A 17,614-nucleotide genomic window follows, 5' to 3' on the forward strand; every position below is an offset into this window, starting at 1 on the left:
TTTCATGTGAGCGCCACGGCGCAGCGATCCGGAGTGAGATTCCAAATACGGTCAACCCGACCGGGAAAAGTAAGCTTTGTCGCTGTGCAGGTCGCAACTCGTGCGTGGTGCGTGGTGTCGGCCTTGGCGCTGTCGGCAGCCGTCGGCGTCACCGCGGCGGCGCAAGCACCGGCCGAGCCGGTCGGCACCGGCGCCGGTGACCGGCTGACCGGCTGGGACACCTACCGCCGGCTCGATCTGTTGCCTTACTTGCGCAGCGACACCCAAGCCTTGCAGGTTTCGAGCTTTGATCGCAGCGGCGGCGATTTCGACCTCTCCACCGGAAATCGCAACGGCACGGGCGGGTGTTTGGCCGACGGCGGTGCCGGCTGCGTCATCGCGGAAGACCGCGGTGCCGGCGAGGTGGATTCGATCTGGCTCACCCGCGACGCAGGCAAGGTGACCAGGATAGGAAACATTCGCATCGAACTGGACGGGCGCACGGTAGTGGACGCTCCCCTGCAAGCGGTCGTCAACGGCGCGCTGGGTGCGCCCTTCGAATGGCCCTTGGTGGCCAACGCGACTCAGTCGCCAGGTGGGGTGTACATCAAGGTGCCGATGCCCTACCGGCAGTCGATGCGCATCAGCGTGACATCGAATCTCGAGTACTATCACGTCGATTACCGGCAGTTCTCGACACCAGCAGGCGTCGCCACCTTCTCGCCCTCCGATCGCGCGCTCGACGTGCTCGCCACGCTGCGCGACGCGGGCACGGTCGATCCGAAGCCGGCCGGCCCCGCCGCCGCTCACGACAAGCGGACAGTCGCGCCTCCTGGCGGCGCAGGGGTGACGATCGCGGAAATGGCAGGCCCGGGCAGCGTTTCGGCGGTACACCTGCAACTCCCCGAACCCACGGACCAACTCCTGAGCGGCCTACGGCTGCAGATGGAGTTCGATGGCCGGACCACCGTCGACTCCCCACTCGGCGAGTTCTTCGGCGCCGGACTGGGCGTCGATAGCGTGCGATCGCTGATGTTCGCCGCGGTCTCCGATCCTGGCGGATCGTTGTCGTTGTACGCGTGGTGGCCGATGCCATTTGCCCACGACGTCCGCATCACCCTCGTGAACACCACCGACGACCCGGTAGGCGGGATCGAGAGCGACGTGACGATCGCCCCCGACGCCCGGTGGGCGTCCGCGCTGGCCGCCGGACGCGCCGGCTACTTCACCGCTCGCTCGCATGCCGCGCCGACCATCCCCGGCCAGGATTGGCTCTTCGCCGAAGAACGAGGCCACGGGAAATTCGTGGGTGTCAGCCACACCATTCGCGGCTTCCGGATCAAGACCGCGTTCAGCGATGCCGCCCCGTACTTTCTCGAAGGAGCCGAGCGCGTGTACACCGACGGTGCCGCGTCGCCCCAGTGGTATGGCACCGGGACCGAGGACCTCTACGAGGGCGGCTGGTATTTCAAGGACGGGACCCGCTTCAGCGACCCGCTCACCGGACAACCCGATCGGCGCACGGCCACCGGCGGCTGCGCGGACTACTGCGTCGCCGTCTATCGGCTCATGCTGGCCGACGCCATCGACTACCACTCCGCGATCCGCTTCGGCATCGAGCACGGAAAGCGGAACATGGTCCAACCCGACTACAGCTCAACCGCTTTCCTCTACGCCCAACCGAATGAGACTCTCGCGCCCGGCGACGACGTCCGCCCGGGTGATCCGGTCAGCCGGCTGCTGCACGGCTACGCCGACGCCGACGCATCGGACCGGTTGCTGATCAGCGAGTACGAGGGCGCCGAAGACACCCATCCGGTCATCGGGTCGGTCCGCGCCACCAGCGCCGCGATCACGTTCCACGTCGACACCGACCCGGGCAACCGCGGCATCCTGTTGCGCCGTACGTCGGATCAGGCCGACGGCTTCCAATCGGCGGACGTCGCCATCGACGGCGTCCCGGTCGGCACCTGGCTGCAGCCGCGCGCCAACGCTTTTCACCGCTGGCTCGACGACACCTACCTGTTGCCGCCCGCGGAAACTGCGGGCAAAGCGCAACTGACGGTCACCCTGACGCCTGCGCCCGACTCCCCGCCCTGGACGGCGAGCCGCTATGAGGTCGAAACACTGTCCGGTTCAACCGGCTAGACGGCGGCGGACCGCATCACCCGGGTGGCAAGGAGTGCCATCACCACGCCCGTCACACCGCCGACGGGGGCCACCAGCGACGACCACCCCGACAGCACGAAATAGCCGAACGTGGCGCCGACGGCGAGCAACGCCGCGTGCGGGGGCGTCCACCGCGTGATCGACGGCAGCCGGAACGACAGGCCCATGCCCAGCAGCAGTGCCAGGACGTGACCGAACGCGGTGAAGTCCGCGTCGAAAGTCGCCACCATCGCGATGCCGAGCCACCACCCCACCCAGGCCGCCCGCCAGCGCAACGGGATCGACGCGGTCAAGGCGCCCAGCACGCATGCCGCGCCGTAGCTGATCCCCACGTCGGTGGCGCGCGCAACCGAGAACGGCAGCAAACCGGTCTCGACCGCGGCGACCAGCCCGACCGCGAGGATCAAGGTGGCGCCGATGTGGCCGACCGCGAAGGTGATCAGCAAACCCCGGCCGTGCCAGATGAGTTCGCCCAGCGCCAGCAAGCACACCAGCCCCGGCAACCAGAGATAGACGTCACCGCCGTCGCTGACGAATGCGCTCCCGACCAAGGTGCCCAGGTGGCCGTGCGCCAGGTTGTGCAGGTTGGTGCTCATCTCGCTGACGACCGTGGCGCGGGTGTGTGAACCCAGGGCCGTCAGGGTCACCGAGACGGCGAGCAGCAGGACGGCGTATGCCGCCGTGACCCGCAACCGGTCGGCGCGCAGCCGACCGGGGGTGTCGGATACCGTCATCGGCCGTTCCAGCCGCGGTCGCGGGCCAGGAGGTCGGCCACGGTTTCCCGGCGCACCAGCTCGCGGGACCGGCCGCCGGAGACCGCGACCAGCGGCGGGCGGCCCACCAGGCTGCGACTCGACTCCGTCGAGTGCTGATAGGCGCCGGTGCAGGCCACCGCCAGCAGGTCTCCGGGCCGGACGTCCGCGGGCAACTCGACGTCGCGGGCGATCTCGTCGCCGTCGCCATGCCGGCCCACGACGGTGACGGGTGCGGTCGCGGTCGGCACGTGCCGATTGGCCAATCCCACCGTGTATTTCGTGTCGGGCCGCTCGGGGCTGTGAATGTCGCCGGTGCCGCCGTCCACCGCGACGAAGGTGTGCCCGCCCGGCTGGCGTTTGACGGCGATCACGCGGCACAGCATCATCCCGGCCCGCGCGGCGATAGCCCGGCCCGGTTCGATCACGATCGTCGGGCGCGGGAATTCGTGCTCCGCGCAGGCGGATTCCAGTGCAGCCCCGATGGTGGCCGCAAGCGAGCGGAGGTTGAGCTCCGGGTCACCGGAAAGGTAGGGGACCGCGTGTCCGCCGCCGAGGTTGAGTTCGGTGAGCACGACTTGATGGCGGTCGCGGACCTCGGCCATCACGCCGATCATCTGGCGAATCGCTTCACCGTAGTGCGAGGCGTCGGTGAGCTGTGACCCCAGCCGGCAGTGCAGCCCCACCAGGTTCAGCCACGGCTGGTCCAGGACGCGCCTGAGGGCGCCCGCAGCCTGGCCTCCCGACAGTGCGAACCCGAATTTCTGGTCGATGGCCCCCACATCGGGGATGACACCGACCAGGACACGCTGAGGCTGACGCACCCGGCAGGCGAGCAGCGAGACCTCGCTGGGGGTGTCGATGACGATCCGTCCGACGCCGGCGGCGACCGCGTCGTAGAGCTCGGCCGCGGTGATCACGCCGTCCAGGATGATCTGTGCCGGCGGGACGTCGGCGGCCAGCGCGGTGGCCAGCTCGCCGGCCGAGCACACATTCACGCCGGCCCCTTCGTCCGCGGCCCAGCGTGCGACGTCGACGCTCAACAGCGCCCTGCCCGCGTAGATCAGCTCGGCGTCGGGGAGCGTCGCGCGGTAGCAGCGGATGCGGGCCCGGAAGTCCTCCTCATCCACCACGTAGGTAGGGGTGCCGAACTCGGCGGCGATATCGTCGGCGGCCACGTCGCCCACGCACAGCCGGCCCCGGTCGTCGACGTAGGCGCTCAGCGGCCACACCGCACGATCGAGGTGCGGGTTCAGCCCGTGCCTCAGCGATGGCAGCAGCTCGAAGAGCGTCATCCCTCCACGGTGCCGGTCGGATCGCGGGCGTGCCGCGCTCTTAACGAAGCTTTCACACCCGGGGGGCAAATCTTCACAGATTCGGAACACTGGGCGTGAGGTCGGGGCGCGGCGGCGTCTTGACTGCCAGGCTTCGCGCTGCTAGACATGGGTGCGTCATGGATTTGGGCGATCGCCCAAAGTGGAGGTGAAATGACGGCCACCAGCGGCACGGACGTCTACTACGACCCCTATGACACCGGAATCATCGCCGACCCGTACCCGACCTACGCGCGGCTGCGCGAAGAGGCGCCGATCTACTACAACGAGCGCTACGACTTCTGGGCGCTGTCACGGTATTCCGACGTCGAGCGGGCGCTGGCCGACTGGGAGACGTTCTCCAACAAGCGCAGCGACATCCTCGAGCTCATCCAGTCGAAGTTCGACATGCCCGGCGGGGTGATGATGTTCCAGGATCCGCCGGAGCACACCAGGTTGCGCGGGCTGATGTCGCGCGTGTTCACCCCGCGCCGGATGGCCGCGCTCGAGGACCAGATTCGCCAATACTGCGTGCGGTGTCTGGATCCGCTGGTCGGTTCCGGGGGCTTCGACATCATTGCCGAGCTGGCCTCGATGATGCCGATGCGGGTGATCGGCATGCTGTTGGGAATCCCCGAGTCCGAGCAGGTTTCGGTGCGCGACGCCAACGAAGCCAACCTGCGCACCAAACCGGGTGCACCGTTGAAGGTCGCCGACGCCGACTCGATCGCCGACGGCCGGATCTACGCCGACTACGTGGAATGGCGGTCCAAGAATCCCTCCGACGACCTGATGACGACGCTGCTCAACGTCGAGTTCGACGACGAGCACGGTGTGCACCGGAAGCTGACCCGCAAGGAGGTGCTGCACTACACGCAGGTGGTCGCCGGGGCGGGCAACGAGACGACGGGCCGGCTGATCGGCTGGCTGGCCAAGGTGCTCGCCGAGCATCCCGACCAGCGGCGCGCGGTCTACGAAGATCGGTCGCTGCTGACCCGCACGGTCGACGAGACGCTGCGATTCGAACCGACGGGACCGCACGTGGCCCGTTGGATGGCAAAGGATTTCGAGTGTTACGGCACCACGGTTCCGGCCGGTAGTGCCATGCTGCTGCTATTCGGTGCCGCAAACCGCGACCACCGCCGCTACACCGATCCGGACACCTACGACATCCGTCGTGACAACATCTCGCACATCACGTTCGGGAAGGGCGTGCACTACTGCCTCGGCGCCAACCTCGCCCGCCTCGAGGGCCGTGTCGCGCTGGACGAAATCCTCAACCGATGGCCGGAATGGGGAATCGACTACGAGACCGCGAGATTGGCGCCGACGTCGACGGTCAGGGGCTGGGAGCGGCTACAGGTGGTGCTGCCCTGAGTCAGGCGGGCGCCTCGTATCGGTCGATGAGTCGGTTGACCAGCGCGATGGCATCGGCGTGACCGCGCGTGGCACCGAGGGAATCCTCCAAGATGACGGTGCGGCCGATCGCGGCGATGACCACCGCGAGACCCGCCGGCGGGAATTCGGCTGCGTCGAGGCCGTTCTCGCGGACGATCTCGTCCAGCGCGGCGATCTGCATGTCGCGCCACCGCTGGAACCAGGCCGCGATCTCGGCGCGGATCTTTTTGCGGTGGTTGGCAAGTCCCATGAATTCCTGCAGCAACCGGGCATCCTTGGGTGCGACGAGGGTGTCCCACAGGGCGTGCAGGGGGCGGTCGGACGCGAGCGCCGCCTTCTGGCGATCGAGGTAAGCGGCCGCCCCGCGCCTGAAGACGTCGAGGTAGAGCTCATCCATCGTGGGGAAGTAGTAGTGCACCAGCGCGGCTTTGACCCCGGCTTGGGCGGCCACTCGGCGTGAGGTCGCCGCAGCGTACCCCTCCTCGACCATGACGTGAACCGTCGCGTCGATCAGCAGGTCCCGGGTCGTCGAGTCCCTGGCCATCACCGGACCCTAATTTGGGCGGTCGCCAAGAATCAACAAAGGCTGTTGGTTAGAGGATTGAGGTGCGGGGAATGGTTCACGGGAACCGTTCAGAAAGTGAAGGAACAATATCTTCCATGGCTCCCAGTTTCTCCGACGTCATCCAATCCAAGTACCTGCTGCTGACGACGTTCACCAAGGACGGCCGCCCCAAGCCCACGCCGATCTGGGGCGTGCCCGAGGGCGACAAACTGCTGGTCATCACCGACGACGGGTCGTGGAAGACCAGGCGGATCAACAACACGCCCCGGGTGACGATCGCCAAGAGCGCCGCGTTGGGGAAACCCAAGAGCGAAGAGGTCGAGGGCGTCGCCCGGGTGCTGCCGAAGGCCGAGACGCGGCGGGTCTACAACGCCGTGCTCAGGCGCTACTGGTACCACGCCTGGTGGTTCTATGCGCACTCGATCGTCCGGGGCGGCATCGACAAGGTCCACGTGGGGCTCGAGATCAGACCGGCTGGCTAGCGTCGCTCTTGGGATCGATCAAGATCTTCGCGTGCGCCTCGGGATCGCCGAGCGCATCGAACGCGGCTTCGACGCCGGACAACCCGACCGTCCCGGTGATCAGCGGTGTGACGTCGACCTTGCCGTCGGCCAGCATGTGCAGGGTGTCGCGGAACTCGAGAGGGGTGTAGCCGAGCACGAACCGCAGGTCGATCTCCTTGTTGATCGCCATCGCGGGCCGAATGTGGTCGGCGCCCATGCACACACCCACGACGACGACGCGCGAGAACAGCGGTGCGCCGGCGATGATGCCGTCGATGATGCCTGGGACACCGACGCATTCGAAGATGACCGGGTGCTTGGGGGTTGCTGCGCCGGCGGCCTCGGCGGCGCGCCACACGTGCCACCACGGCAGCCGCAGCCGTTGCAGTTTCTCGATCGTGCCGACTGCGAGGTCGAACGCCTCCAGAATCCCTTGCAGATGTTTGCGGCCGGCCCGGGTCGCGTAGGGCGAGTCGTGTGCGGGGTCGACGACGATGTCGGCGCCGCAGGCCGTCGCCAGCGCGCGCCTGCCCGCAGAGAAGTCACTGGCGATCACCGTGCGCACGCCGTGCGCCTTGAGCATGCAGATCACGGCCAGACCGATTGGCCCGCAGCCGATCACGATCGCCACGTCCCCCTTCTTCACCTCGCCGCGTCGGACGGCATGCCACGCGACGGCCATCGGCTCGGTCAGCGCGGCGATCTGCGGGGACAACCCGTTCGGCACCGCGAACGTCAGCGACTGCTCGACGAGGAGCTGTTCGGCGTAGGCCCCGGGTGCCATGGTCGACAGCCCGATCCCGTGCACCTCTTTGCCGCGCCGCAGCAGCGGCAGGGCCACGACCCGGGTGCCGGGTCGCGGGGCCTTGCGCGTGCCCGGCCCGTAATCCAATACCTCGCCGCAGAATTCGTGACCGAAGACGACGTGCTGGTCCGATCGCATGAACGCGTCGTAGCCGGATTCGGCCATGACGTCGGCGAGTTCGTCGCAGTGGTGACGAGCGTGTAGGTCGGATCCGCAGATGCCACACCTGAGGACTTCGACCAACAGCTGCCCCTTGGTGGGGGTCGGCGTCGGGGCGTCGACTACTTCGAGCTTTGCGTTGGTGCAGGTCACGCTCTTCATCCGTCGATCCTCCTACACGGTGGTCGAATTCGGACCCGCGGGTGCCGGCTCTTTCAGCCGCGAGGCGCCCGCTCAGCTCAGCGCGCGAAGGGCTTCGTACGTGTCGGCCAGGGTCTCTTGTGGATCCCGGTACTTGATGCCGAGTTCGCGTTCGCTCGGTGAATCGTCGGACGCCGGCATCTGCGTGTAGTACTGCATCCCGGCCCAGGTGAAGGGCGTATCGAAGGGTACGAAACGGCTGGCGCGATCCATCACCGCGCCGGCGACGCGCAGGGCGGTATCGGGAATCGGGACCGAGACCATCGCCGACCCGGACACCTCGCCGAGCATCTTCGCCAACTCCGCCGCCGGAACGCGATGGCCGCCCGCCATGTAGCGGCGCGGGCCGTGGCCGGGCTCCAGCAGCGCCGCGTGCAACGCCGCCAAATCGCGGACGTCGACGATCAACCAGGCCCCGCTCCGACCCGGGATCACGTGCATCTGCAGGGCGGCCTTGACGCCCTCGCCGGCCTCGCCGAACTGGTCACCCACCGGTGGGCCGATGACCATGCCGGGGTAGGTGATGTTCACGGGCGCACCCGCATCCTGCAGGCCGCGGGCATAGATCTCGACCTGCGCCTTGGACGTGCCGTACCCGTCCGCCCCACCGACGACCGGCAGGTCCGCCGACAGCTCTTCCAGGCCGGCATGAAAGAGCGCGCTGAAACTCGACACGTGGATGATCGGATCCAGGCCCAGCTCCACCGACTGGCCGAGGACGTTCTGCGCGCCCTGCATGTTGGTGGTGAGCATCTGGGTGGTCTGGCGCGGGTCGGTGGCGACCAGGGCGGCGCTGTGCACGACGGCTTCACAGCCGTCCAGCGCCTCGCGCACCGCCATCCGGTCGGTGATGTCGGCGACGGCGAAGTCGGACACGTCGACGCCCAGTTTGGCCACCGAAGTCTGCAGCTTGCCGGGGTTGCGCACCAGGAACCGGATGGAGTGCCCCGCGTCGGCGATGGCCTTTGCCGTCCACCCGCCGACGAATCCCGTACCGCCTGTGATCAGAACGCGCATGGTGCGATCTTTGCAGGGCCGTCCGGCCTACAGGTGACTGGAGGCGAAGTTGGCGGCCTGGCCGGTCATGCCGTTCACGCCGTAGGACACGTGCGCGGCGAAGTCGTTCCCGGTGCCGGTGCCGCACACCGGATCGCCCTGGGCGCACAGCTCCAGGGTCTTCGGCTGATACAGCGGGCCGATGGCCAGCGGCGGGGCGTGGTACTTCTGCAGGAAGTCGCCCGACGGCGTCCCGAACAGGGTGACCGCGGCGACGTGGTTAGCCACGTCGGGCGGCATCGGTGACGGCACGGCGGACGCCGGCACGCCCGACGGTACGGCCGCCGAGGTGACGTAACCGGCCAACGCCGCGCCCTGCGAATACCCGCCGAGCACCTCGCGGGTGTTGGGACAGTTCTTGGCGGTGGCCTCGACGTGCGAACTGGCGTCACGGATGCCGTCGACGACCGTCTGCGGGAAGTTGGGGTTCGAAAAGTCCGTGCTGGCCGGGTAATTGACCGCGTAGACGCTCAACGATCGGGAGCCGATCTGCGAGCGCAGCGCGTCGACGAAGGACCCGCCGATGCCGCCGACACCGGGCGGCTCACCCGATCCGCGGGCGAACACCACCTCGACATCGGGACACGGGTCCGCGGACGCGGACGGACTCGGCGCACTGGAGACCAGCGCGCCGGCCGCCAGCGCCGCCAGTCCGACGAGCGCAGGCAGCCGACGCAGCGGGGCAAGCTTGCTCACTTCTTGAAGGCGTCTTTCACCTTTTCGCCGGCGTCCTTCAGGCTGGACTTCGCCTGGTCCGCCCGGCCCTCGTCCCTGGTTTCGTGGTCCCCGGTCGCCTTGCCGATGGCCTCCTTGGCCCGGCCGCCCAGGTCCTCGATCTTGTTCTTCAGCTTGTCCTCGTTACTCATGCCGGTGTGGCTACCCAGCAAAGGGAGCAGTTGAAACCCCGAGCCTGCCATCATGGTGGTTGTGAGCGCCGCGATCGTGGTGGCAGTGGTGGTGGGGCTGATGCTGCTCGGCATCGGCATGGTGATCAACCAGCTGCTGCGGCTGCGCAGGTACCTGAGGGACTCGCCGACCGCGCCACCGCCGGGACCCGAGCCCCCGGAGCCGCCCGGCTAGGGGCGGGCCGCCCTACAATCGCGCGGCGACCAAGTTCGCGGCCTGGGTCGTCATGCCGGACTGCACGTACGAGGCGTGGGCGAAGACGTTGATGTTGGAGCCATCCGAGCACGCCGGGTCGCCGGCGGCGCACATGTCGACGGTCTTCGCGGCGTACGGCGGGGCGATCGGCGGGAACACGGTGCCGGACAACCGATTCGCGAGGGCGCTTGTCGGGTTGCCGAAGACGGCGATCGCCGCGACGTGGTCGACCGCCCGGGGTGGCATGGCCGGCGTGGCCAAGTCGATCACGCCGGCACCCTGCGAAAACCCGCCAAGCACCATTCGGGTGTTGGGGCAGCGACCGATCATGTCCTGTACGTGGGCAACCAGGTCGTCGGCACCGTTCTGGGCACTCGCGGCGAAGGCCTCGGTCGCGGGGTAGTTGACCGGGTAGACACCCATCGAACGCCCGGAAATCTGGGACCCGAGTGAGTCGATGAACGCCTGGCCCACACTGCCGACCCCCGGGGGCTGGCCGGTGCCGCGGGCGAACGCCACCTCGACGGCGGGGCAGGGGTCGGCATGAGCGGCCGGGTTGTTGAGCGCCCCGCCCAGCACCACCCAACTCGCCACGGCCACAACGGCAACGACGATGCGCTTCACACTCATCGCTTCATGCTGACACAGGCGTTCCCACGGGGCAGCGTCAGCGGAAGGTCGGTGTAGGTGACGATGCCCGGCGGCGCGGCGACAACGGCCGGGATCGCGTTGATCGCGGGCATCGCGGTCATGATGTGGCCGAGGTCCATGAACTCCTCGATCGTGGTGGCCTCGAAGTAAGGCGGCGGCAGGAAGCCGACCTTGGTGGTGACCGTCGGCTGCCCGTCGATCTGGATGACCCAGCCGTCCTGGTCGATCTTCCAGTCGGGCTCGAGCGTCTGGCCCTTGCGCCACCGGACGTTCAGGTCGATCAGGGTGGTGTCGCCGACGATGCCCTGCCAGCTGATGTACACCCCCGCCACGCACCCGGCGGGGATGGTCCAGGACGCCATCTCGAGGTCGGCCGTGGTCTGGGCGAACTCGGCCACGCACTTGACGTCGTCGAGTTCGACGCCCAGCGCGTCGCCCACCAGCCGGACGGCCTCGCCGAAGATGGCCGTGCCCTTCGCCGCCATCGCCTGCAGCCCCGGGTGGTCGATCGGCTGCCCGAAGCCCACCGGCCTCTCGGTCTCCGGTGAGTCGTAGAACGTGGTGTCGGCGGCCTCGTTGACCGTGACCTTGTCGATCCGGTTGCACACCATCGCCGACACGATGGCCAGCAGCTCGGCGAAACCCGGGCTCACCCCGGACCCGAAGATGGTGGCGCCGCCCTTCTCGCAGGCCTGAGCGATCTTGTCCCGCCCGTCGCCGAGGTTGCCCCCGGTGATGAAGGACGCCGTCGTCACCACGTTGACGCCCGCGGACAGGATGCGGACCAGCTCGTCGACGTCGATCCACATCGGGTTGTAGACCACGCAGTCGGGTTTCAGCGCGAGCAGCGCGCCGACGTCGTTGGTGGCCGCCACGCCCAGCGGCGCGATCCCGACAAGGTCGCCGGCGTCGCGGCCGACCTTCTCGGCCGACCACGCATAGCAGCCCACCAGTTCCAGCGTGGGGTTGGCGACGACCGACTTCAGCGAACTCTTGCCGACGTTGCCGGTGTTCCACTGAACCACTCGATAGGTGTTTGGCACTCGCTCAGCATAGGGAATGGGTGCCGCCGTTAGTAGGCGGATTCGGCGGCCAGGATCTCGGCGAGGTAGGCGTCGACGGCCGGCCGGTCCAGCCGTGCCCGCGCCCAGCGCCGCACGCGCTCCCGGGTTTCGGCCGACTCCATCGTCACGGCCCCGACAAGGACCGACGTCGCCGACCAATCGTGGTTCCATGCCGCCGATTCCGTGAGCGGACGTTGGGTGCCGTCGGCCAGGGCGAGGGTCGCGCGGCCGCCGGCGTCCAGCGCGCCCGCGCCGGAGATGCTCCCGGAGGTCAGCCGCACCGCGACGCCGGTGGGCGCGTCCGGGCCGATGACCGCCACCCGCACGCGGGCGACGACCTCCGTTCCGGCCGCCTCCACCGTCCAGTCGACGGTGTCCTCGCCGGCGTCGAAGATGCCTGGCGGAACGCCACCCCAGTTGACGGACGCGACGCCGTCGGCGATCGGGGCCGCGGCGCGCGGGCCCGCGCCCGCGCCGGCGGCCAAGGCGTAGTCGTCTCGGCGTCCGCTCGACGGCACCCAAAACGGCTCCGAATCATCAAGGGCGGCAGACAGTTCGGGCCAGCCGGGGCCGTCCACCCCGACCTCGTCGGCCAGCGCGGCGCCGGCCCGGATCAGGTCCAGCGCCCGCGGGTCGCCTTCCGCGGCATGCCCGGCCAGGGCGGCGGCGTGCGGCGCCAGCAGGTCCGCGACATCGGAATCGAAGGTGTCGTCGGCGAAGAAGCCCTGCGCGCCCGCGGTCAGCACCGCGACCTCGAGGTCCAACAGTGCGCGGTCCAGCCCGACGATGCCCTCGTGCCGGCTGGCCGGCCACCAGCGCCGCAGCCAATGGCCGACGGCCAGCCTGCGGAGCGTCTCCAGCGAGCCCGGCAGGATGTCCACGCCGGCGAGGTCGACGCCGCGCGGTTCGTCCGCCGACGCCACCGCGGAAGCCAGCGCGACATGGCCGGATTCGCCGACCACCCGCCAAAGCCAGTCGGCGCGGCCGACATCGGTGAACGTGATGTGCGTGGCGGCGCCGTCGGGCTCGCCCGGTGCGTCCAGGGTCCACGACAGCACCGCGCCACTGACCTCCAGCACCGCGGCCAGCGGCGTGGCCTCGCTGGCGGGTCCGGTGCTCCACAGCCCCGAATCGGCGACCAATCTCATCCGGCCACCTGCAGTTCCAGCATCGCCTTGATCCGCTGCCGGTGATCGAGGCTCACCGACCGCGCCACGCCCTCGAGCAGCGACCGCACGTCATCGACGTCGTCGCAGGGCTCCTGCCACACGTCGCGGCCGTGCAGCCGCGCCCACAGCCGGCTCAGGTAGGGCTGCGCGTACGCGGCGAGGTCGTCGACCACCTGCCGTTGGCGCGGATGGATCGGGCCGCCCTCGGCGAGGTAGCGCCGGGCGTGCAGCACATAGGCCTCCTTGCGCAGCCGCGCCTGGATCTGCGCCGCCAGGGCATAGCGGCCGGCGGCGGACGGGTCCAGCGGGGCCAGCTCGACCGCGACCTCGATGCCCGCCACGAGAGTGGCCTGCTTGTCCTCGGCCAGCAACCCCCACGGCGCGCAGGCCCGGTCGACCTCCTCCTCGCACAGCAAGGGGATATCGGGCAGCGCGTCGCGGTCCAGCGCGCGGCGCAACGTCGCACGCACCCGGTCCACCACGCTGCGGTCCAGCGGGCGGTCGCCGTCGGCGCCGCCGACCACCTGCGGGGGCCGTTGCGGTGCAACCGCACTCAAGCCCAGACCCACGATTGACCACGGCAGCTCCGCCGCCTGGACCCGGGCCAACGCCCCCAGGTTGTACGGGGTGGCGTCGGCGATCATCGCCGACCAGACGCGTTGCCGGGCCGTCGCGGTGCGGTGGCTGTTGGCCGGTCCGAGCACGGTGGCCAGCTCCGCCAGGAACGGCTCGATGACGGTGTCACCGGCGGCCCGCACGTCGCGCCAGCTGCGGTCGAGCTGGTCGGCCAGCTTGGCGACCGCTTCGGGATCGGCCACGTACCGGTGCAGCACCTCGATCGCGGTGCGGTCGCGACCCTGGTGAATGTCGGCCAGAACCGCGGCCGCCGTCTCGCGATCCTGCGGTGCCGGTAGGCCTTTCGTCACCGCGAGCTCGAAGCACACGGGGAAGTACAGTTCCTGGGCGTTTCCGCTGCGGATGCGTTGCCTGCGGCGCTCCTGTTTGAGAACCTCGAACCATGCTGCGGCCGAACGTAATTCGTCGGCACTGGCGACAATCAGGTCACGCATGGCCGCGGCGGTCTCGGGCGCGACGACGGGGGCGGAGTATTGCGGGTTCGAGCGCAGCCGAAGCACCAGCGGATCGATGATGCGTTTGACGGTGCGGGTCAACGGCCCGCCGTCGTCGCTGCTGAGCACCTCCACGCCGGGGCCGATCGCCCGCCAGGCCGCGTCGATCACCGACCGGCGAGGCTGGCCGACCGCGACGGCCAGCTGCGAATCCGCGCTCATCTGCACAGAATAGGGGCATCGCGCGAAGCGCGGCAGCGGAAAACTTGGGTTCGGTAGCCTGCCGGCCGTCCCACCCTGGGCGCATGAAGAAGCTGTTGGCACTGGTGCACCGGCTCGGCCGTCCGCGGACCCGGGGCGCGGCGGACGCCGCGGTCGGGGTCGGCACGGTCCGCACGGTCGCGCGTCAGGTGTTCATCGAGGTGGTCGCGGTGTCCGGGGAGACGTTCATCGGCAAGTTGGCGCGCTGCGGTGAGGATTTCGATGTGTCGATGCTGCGCCCCGGCCTGGTCGTCCTGGTGGCGTTCGATCCCGCTGCGCGCGAAGAGCTTTCGTTGCCCGACGACGTGCTGGCGGTGCACGCGGCGTTCGTGGGGTCGCGGTGAGCACTAGCGCGCGCCGTCCACGGCGAAACTGACCACCGCGGCCCAGTACAGCGGGCTGGCCGTCGCGTCGCCGTCGCGCCAGCGCCGCATCCGGTCGCGCTGCCAGCGGTTCACCGCGCAGCCGGCGTCGGTCTCGGCGTCGTGGGCGCGGTCCACGGCGGCCACGATGTCGGCCATCGGATCGGCGGCCGCCTGGGCGAATTGGCGATACGCGGCGGTGGTGGGCAGCGACCAGAGGGTGGCCGTCACCAGCTGTGCGCCGCCCAGGATCATCGCCGCCACCAGCCCGGTGGCCTCGTCGAATCGATAGTCCCCGCCCGACCCGCACGCGAGCAGGGCCACCCGCGGCGGCATCGGCAGTTGCAGGGCCATCAAATCCGAGGCGGTCAGGGGGCGGTGATCACCGATCGGGTCGGCGTCGCCGGGGACCTCTGCGGTATCGGCGAGGTGCAGCGCGGCGCGATCCGCCTGGCCGTCGGCTGAACTCGCGTGCCCGACGTAGAGCAGCCGGCTCGGGGCCTGGGCGAGCAGCTTGGCCAGCCACGTGCGATCGGCGTCCCGGCGGCGGAACAGGTCGATGGCGGCGGCCGGGGATTCAATCACCGGCAGCACGGGCCGGTGCCGAAGCAACTCGGTGAAGTGCCGCGCCAACGGGGTCTCGGGGGACGGCCTGCCGAGCACCGAACCCAGCGCGGAGTCCGGGCGCTGCCCCGGCACCCGGGGGTCGAGGACCAGCAGCGGGGGGCCGGCCTTCCTGGCGTCCCACGCCGCCGGGACGCGCGGTGAATGGACGATGTTCGGCGGCACCGCCATCAGGACGTCGACCATTTCCATCAGCCGGTGGCCGTCGGTGTGCTGAGCGATGTCGGCGAGCTGCCAGGGGATCCGGGCCGCGGCGCGGCCGCTGGCGGTGATCGCCTCCTGACGGGCGCGCACCAGTTCCTCCTTGCCGGGCCCCGATTTGGGCAGCGCCAGCAGCCCCCACGGGATCCGCGCCAGCCGCGCGGTGGGCGAGACGAACAGCACCGCCCGCGGCGTGGCGACGCACTCGGTCAGCAGCTGCCAGCCGGGGGCGCCGATCAGCAACACCCCGAGGATGTAGGCGAGCGTCAGCTCGGCCTCCGCCGCCGCGAACGGACCGGTGGTCAGGGCGCGTTCGATCGCGTCCCGCCGGTCCTCGGAGCCGTGCGGCTCCGGCAAGGCGTTCGCCAGCTCTTCCAGCGCGGCGAGCAGCAGCGGCTCTTCGATGACCCAGTTGACGGTTCGCGACGGCTGCCCGACGATCCGCAAGCTGGCGTAGGTGGCGATCCCCACGTCGGCGTACCGCAGGATCAGGGTGGTCCGGCCGGCGCTCACGGCCAGGTCGACCAGGCGGGCTCGGCCGCCGTGACGTCGCGGCCATAGCGCTGCTGCGCGAGCGCGCGATAGTGGCTCAGGATCGGCCCGGCGTCGGGCTGCATGCGCAACGGCGGCAGCGGCCCGAGGCGGGTCAGCGATGCGCCACCGGGAGGCGACGAGCCGGCCGCCGCCAGCGCCGGGCCCGGCTCCAGCTCGGTGTCGACGGGGATTGGTGCCGTGGCCGTCGAAGCCCATTCGCCGGACTGTGGCCGCTCGGCGCCCGTACCGAACGTCCCTCGCGCGCTGTGGTATTCGACCAGCTCACTGATCAGTTCGGTGTTCTCCCATTCCCAGGCGACGGCGAAGGCGCCGGCCAGGACCGGCGCCGCGATGCTGCGCGCCCATCGTGATCGCGCGTCGGCGTCGGCGATCGAATACCGCACCGAGTCGACCGCGAGGGCCGCCGGCACCTTGAGTTCGGCGGCCTGCTGCAGTTTGGCCATGCCGCGCCAATACTTTTCGGTGCCGATCTCGCCGTGCAGGATGCCGAGTCCCTGCGCCTGCCGCGCCTCGGTCTCCTGCAGCGTCTCGTCGGGATCGCCCGAACTGTCGAAACCCAGGTCCGCCAACGCGTCCGCGCGCCACACCGTGCCCAGCTGGTTGTCCAGCAGCGCGTACTGCAGCCAGCTGCTGCGCGGCGACGAGTCGAGCAGTTCGCGGGCCTGGGCGATCAGTTCGACCGCGTCGGCGAAGCGGCCCCAGAAGATCGCGATCCAGCTGCGCTGCAACAAGATACGGTGCAGGTACAGCGGCTTTCCCAATTCCCGCCAGTGCCGTTCGGCGTGCTCCCAGCACTCGTCGGCGGCCTCCAGCGCCCCCGCCCCCAGCCGGGCGAGGCCAAGGTACAGCCAGCAGCGGGCGACGTCGTGCGCGCGGGCGTGGCGGGCGATCACGGGGTAGGCCTCCGACACCAGCCGCTCGGTGCCGGCGTGGTCGCTCGCCGCCCAGCACGCCGTCGCCCGCTCCAACTGCGCTCGCGCCGTGGACAGTGCCCAACCGTTGGCCTGGGCGCGGGCTTCCGCGCGCCGTAACCAGGGATCGGCCTCCGACAGCCGGCCGGTCTCGACGCAGAACCTGCCGTAGCCGATGCCGGCGACCACCCGAACGTGGTCCGCGGCCTCACCCTTGCCGGCATGGTCTTCGAGGGCGCGAACCACGTTGTCCCACAGCGGGACCGACCGGACATGCAGGTCGTCGTCGCACAGCGCGGTCGCGCACAATACCGCCGCATGGATGCGCAGTCGCGCGTGTTCGTCCGCCAGCGACGGAAAGTCCGTGTCGGATTCGTCATTCAGCACCGCCAGCGCGGCCGCCGCGCCCTCGTGGTCCCCGATCGCCGCGGCCAGGCCGGCTTGCAGGAACCGAGCCCGCCGCGAGTACCGCCGGATCATCTGCGCGATGCCGGCGTCGCCGGGCATGCCCGCGTAGATCGCCACGCAGTCCTCGATGCGCCGAATGGATTCGCGCACCCCGTCATTCGCGCCGCGGCCGAGGTAGATCTCGCCCAGCTGGGCGAGGACTTCCAGCATCAGATCGCCGCGGTCCTCCCGCTGTATGCGCGGAATCAGGGACAGCAACAGGTCGCGGGCCCCGGCTTCGTCGGACGCGAACGCCAGGCGGCGCGCGTTGTCCAACTCCTCGGGGATCGACACGGCT

Annotated in this window: 18 protein-coding genes; 5 read left to right on the plus strand and 13 right to left on the minus strand. The window is 69.7% G+C overall.

Features of this window, described 5'->3' with window-relative positions; all coding sequences use genetic code 11:
* The first annotated feature begins 84 nt into the window (after positions 1 to 84).
* Entirely contained in the window at positions 85 to 2,127 is a 2,043-nt protein-coding gene (locus C1737_RS20955) for a glycoside hydrolase family 172 protein (RefSeq protein ID WP_102419369.1), read from the plus strand.
* Here C1737_RS20955 and C1737_RS20960 read toward each other — a convergent pair.
* Positions 2,124 to 2,882, minus strand: coding sequence for a rhomboid-like protein (locus tag C1737_RS20960; RefSeq protein ID WP_102419370.1), 759 nt, complete (start codon positions 2,880 to 2,882; stop codon positions 2,124 to 2,126). The two genes, C1737_RS20955 and C1737_RS20960, sit on opposite strands and share 4 nt — an antisense overlap.
* A complete protein-coding gene (locus C1737_RS20965; RefSeq protein WP_102419371.1) occupies positions 2,879 to 4,195 on the minus strand; it encodes a diaminopimelate decarboxylase in 1,317 nt (438 codons plus the stop codon). Before C1737_RS20965 ends, C1737_RS20960 begins: the two co-directional genes overlap by 4 nt.
* A gap of 192 nt (positions 4,196 to 4,387) precedes the next feature.
* On the opposite strand from C1737_RS20965, the gene C1737_RS20970 reads away from it, so the two are divergent.
* Positions 4,388 to 5,590, plus strand: coding sequence for a cytochrome P450 (locus tag C1737_RS20970; RefSeq protein ID WP_102419372.1), 1,203 nt, complete (start codon positions 4,388 to 4,390; stop codon positions 5,588 to 5,590).
* A 1-nt stretch (position 5,591) separates the two neighbouring features.
* On the opposite strand, the gene C1737_RS20975 is transcribed toward C1737_RS20970, so the two are convergent.
* The gene (locus C1737_RS20975) at positions 5,592 to 6,155 is read right to left on the minus strand and encodes a TetR/AcrR family transcriptional regulator (RefSeq protein ID WP_067919271.1); all 564 of its coding nucleotides are present in this window, start codon (positions 6,153 to 6,155) and stop codon (positions 5,592 to 5,594) included.
* A 116-nt stretch (positions 6,156 to 6,271) separates the two neighbouring features.
* Between C1737_RS20975 and C1737_RS20980 the strand changes: the two genes are divergently transcribed.
* The gene (locus C1737_RS20980; RefSeq protein ID WP_067919273.1) at positions 6,272 to 6,658 is read left to right on the plus strand and encodes a PPOX class F420-dependent oxidoreductase; all 387 of its coding nucleotides are present in this window, start codon (positions 6,272 to 6,274) and stop codon (positions 6,656 to 6,658) included.
* Here the strand turns inward: C1737_RS20980 and C1737_RS20985 are convergent.
* From C1737_RS20985 to C1737_RS21000, 4 genes are all read right to left on the minus strand, one after another.
* Positions 6,642 to 7,805 carry a zinc-binding dehydrogenase gene (locus C1737_RS20985; protein WP_102419373.1) on the minus strand — a complete coding sequence of 388 codons (1,164 nt, stop codon included), beginning with the start codon at positions 7,803 to 7,805 and terminating at the stop codon, positions 6,642 to 6,644. The two genes, C1737_RS20980 and C1737_RS20985, sit on opposite strands and share 17 nt — an antisense overlap.
* 72 nt (positions 7,806 to 7,877) lie before the next feature.
* On the minus strand, positions 7,878 to 8,861 hold the full coding sequence (locus C1737_RS20990; RefSeq protein WP_067919277.1) for an NAD-dependent epimerase/dehydratase family protein: 984 nt from the start codon (positions 8,859 to 8,861) through the stop codon (positions 7,878 to 7,880).
* A 27-nt stretch (positions 8,862 to 8,888) separates the two neighbouring features.
* Positions 8,889 to 9,596: a cutinase family protein gene (locus C1737_RS20995; protein ID WP_369807544.1), complete on the minus strand. Its 708-nt coding sequence runs from the start codon at positions 9,594 to 9,596 to the stop codon at positions 8,889 to 8,891.
* A complete protein-coding gene (locus C1737_RS21000) occupies positions 9,593 to 9,766 on the minus strand; it encodes a CsbD family protein (protein WP_055403166.1) in 174 nt (57 codons plus the stop codon). The genes C1737_RS20995 and C1737_RS21000 overlap by 4 nt, the downstream gene beginning before the upstream one ends.
* 52 nt (positions 9,767 to 9,818) lie before the next feature.
* Between C1737_RS21000 and C1737_RS26940 the strand changes: the two genes are divergently transcribed.
* On the plus strand, positions 9,819 to 9,980 hold the full coding sequence (locus C1737_RS26940; protein WP_197509096.1) for a hypothetical protein: 162 nt from the start codon (positions 9,819 to 9,821) through the stop codon (positions 9,978 to 9,980).
* 12 nt (positions 9,981 to 9,992) lie between these two features.
* Here the strand turns inward: C1737_RS26940 and C1737_RS21005 are convergent, their stop codons facing one another.
* From C1737_RS21005 to C1737_RS21020, 4 genes are read right to left on the minus strand one after another with little or no spacing between them, the layout of a single operon-like run.
* A complete protein-coding gene (locus C1737_RS21005) occupies positions 9,993 to 10,631 on the minus strand; it encodes a cutinase family protein (RefSeq protein WP_082974876.1) in 639 nt (212 codons plus the stop codon).
* Entirely contained in the window at positions 10,628 to 11,695 is a 1,068-nt protein-coding gene (locus tag C1737_RS21010; protein WP_067919281.1) for a dihydrodipicolinate reductase, read from the minus strand. Before C1737_RS21010 ends, C1737_RS21005 begins: the two co-directional genes overlap by 4 nt.
* A gap of 29 nt (positions 11,696 to 11,724) precedes the next feature.
* Positions 11,725 to 12,864, minus strand: coding sequence for a hypothetical protein (locus tag C1737_RS21015; protein ID WP_102419374.1), 1,140 nt, complete (start codon positions 12,862 to 12,864; stop codon positions 11,725 to 11,727).
* A complete protein-coding gene (locus tag C1737_RS21020) occupies positions 12,861 to 14,177 on the minus strand; it encodes a hypothetical protein (protein ID WP_102419375.1) in 1,317 nt (438 codons plus the stop codon). Before C1737_RS21020 ends, C1737_RS21015 begins: the two co-directional genes overlap by 4 nt.
* A gap of 44 nt (positions 14,178 to 14,221) precedes the next feature.
* On the opposite strand from C1737_RS21020, the gene C1737_RS21025 reads away from it, so the two are divergent.
* Entirely contained in the window at positions 14,222 to 14,560 is a 339-nt protein-coding gene (locus C1737_RS21025) for a hypothetical protein (protein ID WP_067919287.1), read from the plus strand.
* Between the two features lie 3 nt (positions 14,561 to 14,563).
* Here the strand turns inward: C1737_RS21025 and C1737_RS21030 are convergent, their stop codons facing one another.
* Positions 14,564 to 15,922, minus strand: coding sequence for a CHAT domain-containing protein (locus C1737_RS21030; RefSeq protein WP_102420052.1), 1,359 nt, complete (start codon positions 15,920 to 15,922; stop codon positions 14,564 to 14,566).
* Positions 15,913 to 17,610, minus strand: coding sequence for a hypothetical protein (locus tag C1737_RS21035; RefSeq protein WP_102419376.1), 1,698 nt, complete (start codon positions 17,608 to 17,610; stop codon positions 15,913 to 15,915). Before C1737_RS21035 ends, C1737_RS21030 begins: the two co-directional genes overlap by 10 nt.
* Positions 17,611 to 17,614: the final 4 nt, after the last annotated feature.

This window comes from Mycobacterium sp. 4858 (assembly GCF_900240975.1).
Classification (GTDB): domain Bacteria; phylum Actinomycetota; class Actinomycetes; order Mycobacteriales; family Mycobacteriaceae; genus Mycobacterium.

What these genes read in the sequence shown, in the direction of transcription:
- C1737_RS20960 (WP_102419370.1), bottom strand. Translation starts at nt 2,882, where the DNA reads ATGACGGTATCCGACACCCCCGGTCGGCTGCGCGCCGACCGGTTGCGG.
- C1737_RS20965 (WP_102419371.1), bottom strand. Translation starts at nt 4,195, where the DNA reads ATGACGCTCTTCGAGCTGCTGCCATCGCTGAGGCACGGGCTGAACCCG.
- C1737_RS20970 (WP_102419372.1), top strand. Translation starts at nt 4,388, where the DNA reads ATGACGGCCACCAGCGGCACGGACGTCTACTACGACCCCTATGACACC.
- C1737_RS20975 (WP_067919271.1), bottom strand. Translation starts at nt 6,155, where the DNA reads ATGGCCAGGGACTCGACGACCCGGGACCTGCTGATCGACGCGACGGTT.
- C1737_RS20980 (WP_067919273.1), top strand. Translation starts at nt 6,272, where the DNA reads ATGGCTCCCAGTTTCTCCGACGTCATCCAATCCAAGTACCTGCTGCTG.
- C1737_RS20985 (WP_102419373.1), bottom strand. Translation starts at nt 7,805, where the DNA reads ATGAAGAGCGTGACCTGCACCAACGCAAAGCTCGAAGTAGTCGACGCC.
- C1737_RS20990 (WP_067919277.1), bottom strand. Translation starts at nt 8,861, where the DNA reads ATGCGCGTTCTGATCACAGGCGGTACGGGATTCGTCGGCGGGTGGACG.
- C1737_RS21000 (WP_055403166.1), bottom strand. Translation starts at nt 9,766, where the DNA reads ATGAGTAACGAGGACAAGCTGAAGAACAAGATCGAGGACCTGGGCGGC.
- C1737_RS26940 (WP_197509096.1), top strand. Translation starts at nt 9,819, where the DNA reads ATGGTGGTTGTGAGCGCCGCGATCGTGGTGGCAGTGGTGGTGGGGCTG.
- C1737_RS21005 (WP_082974876.1), bottom strand. Translation starts at nt 10,631, where the DNA reads ATGAGTGTGAAGCGCATCGTCGTTGCCGTTGTGGCCGTGGCGAGTTGG.
- C1737_RS21015 (WP_102419374.1), bottom strand. Translation starts at nt 12,864, where the DNA reads ATGAGATTGGTCGCCGATTCGGGGCTGTGGAGCACCGGACCCGCCAGC.
- C1737_RS21020 (WP_102419375.1), bottom strand. Translation starts at nt 14,177, where the DNA reads ATGAGCGCGGATTCGCAGCTGGCCGTCGCGGTCGGCCAGCCTCGCCGG.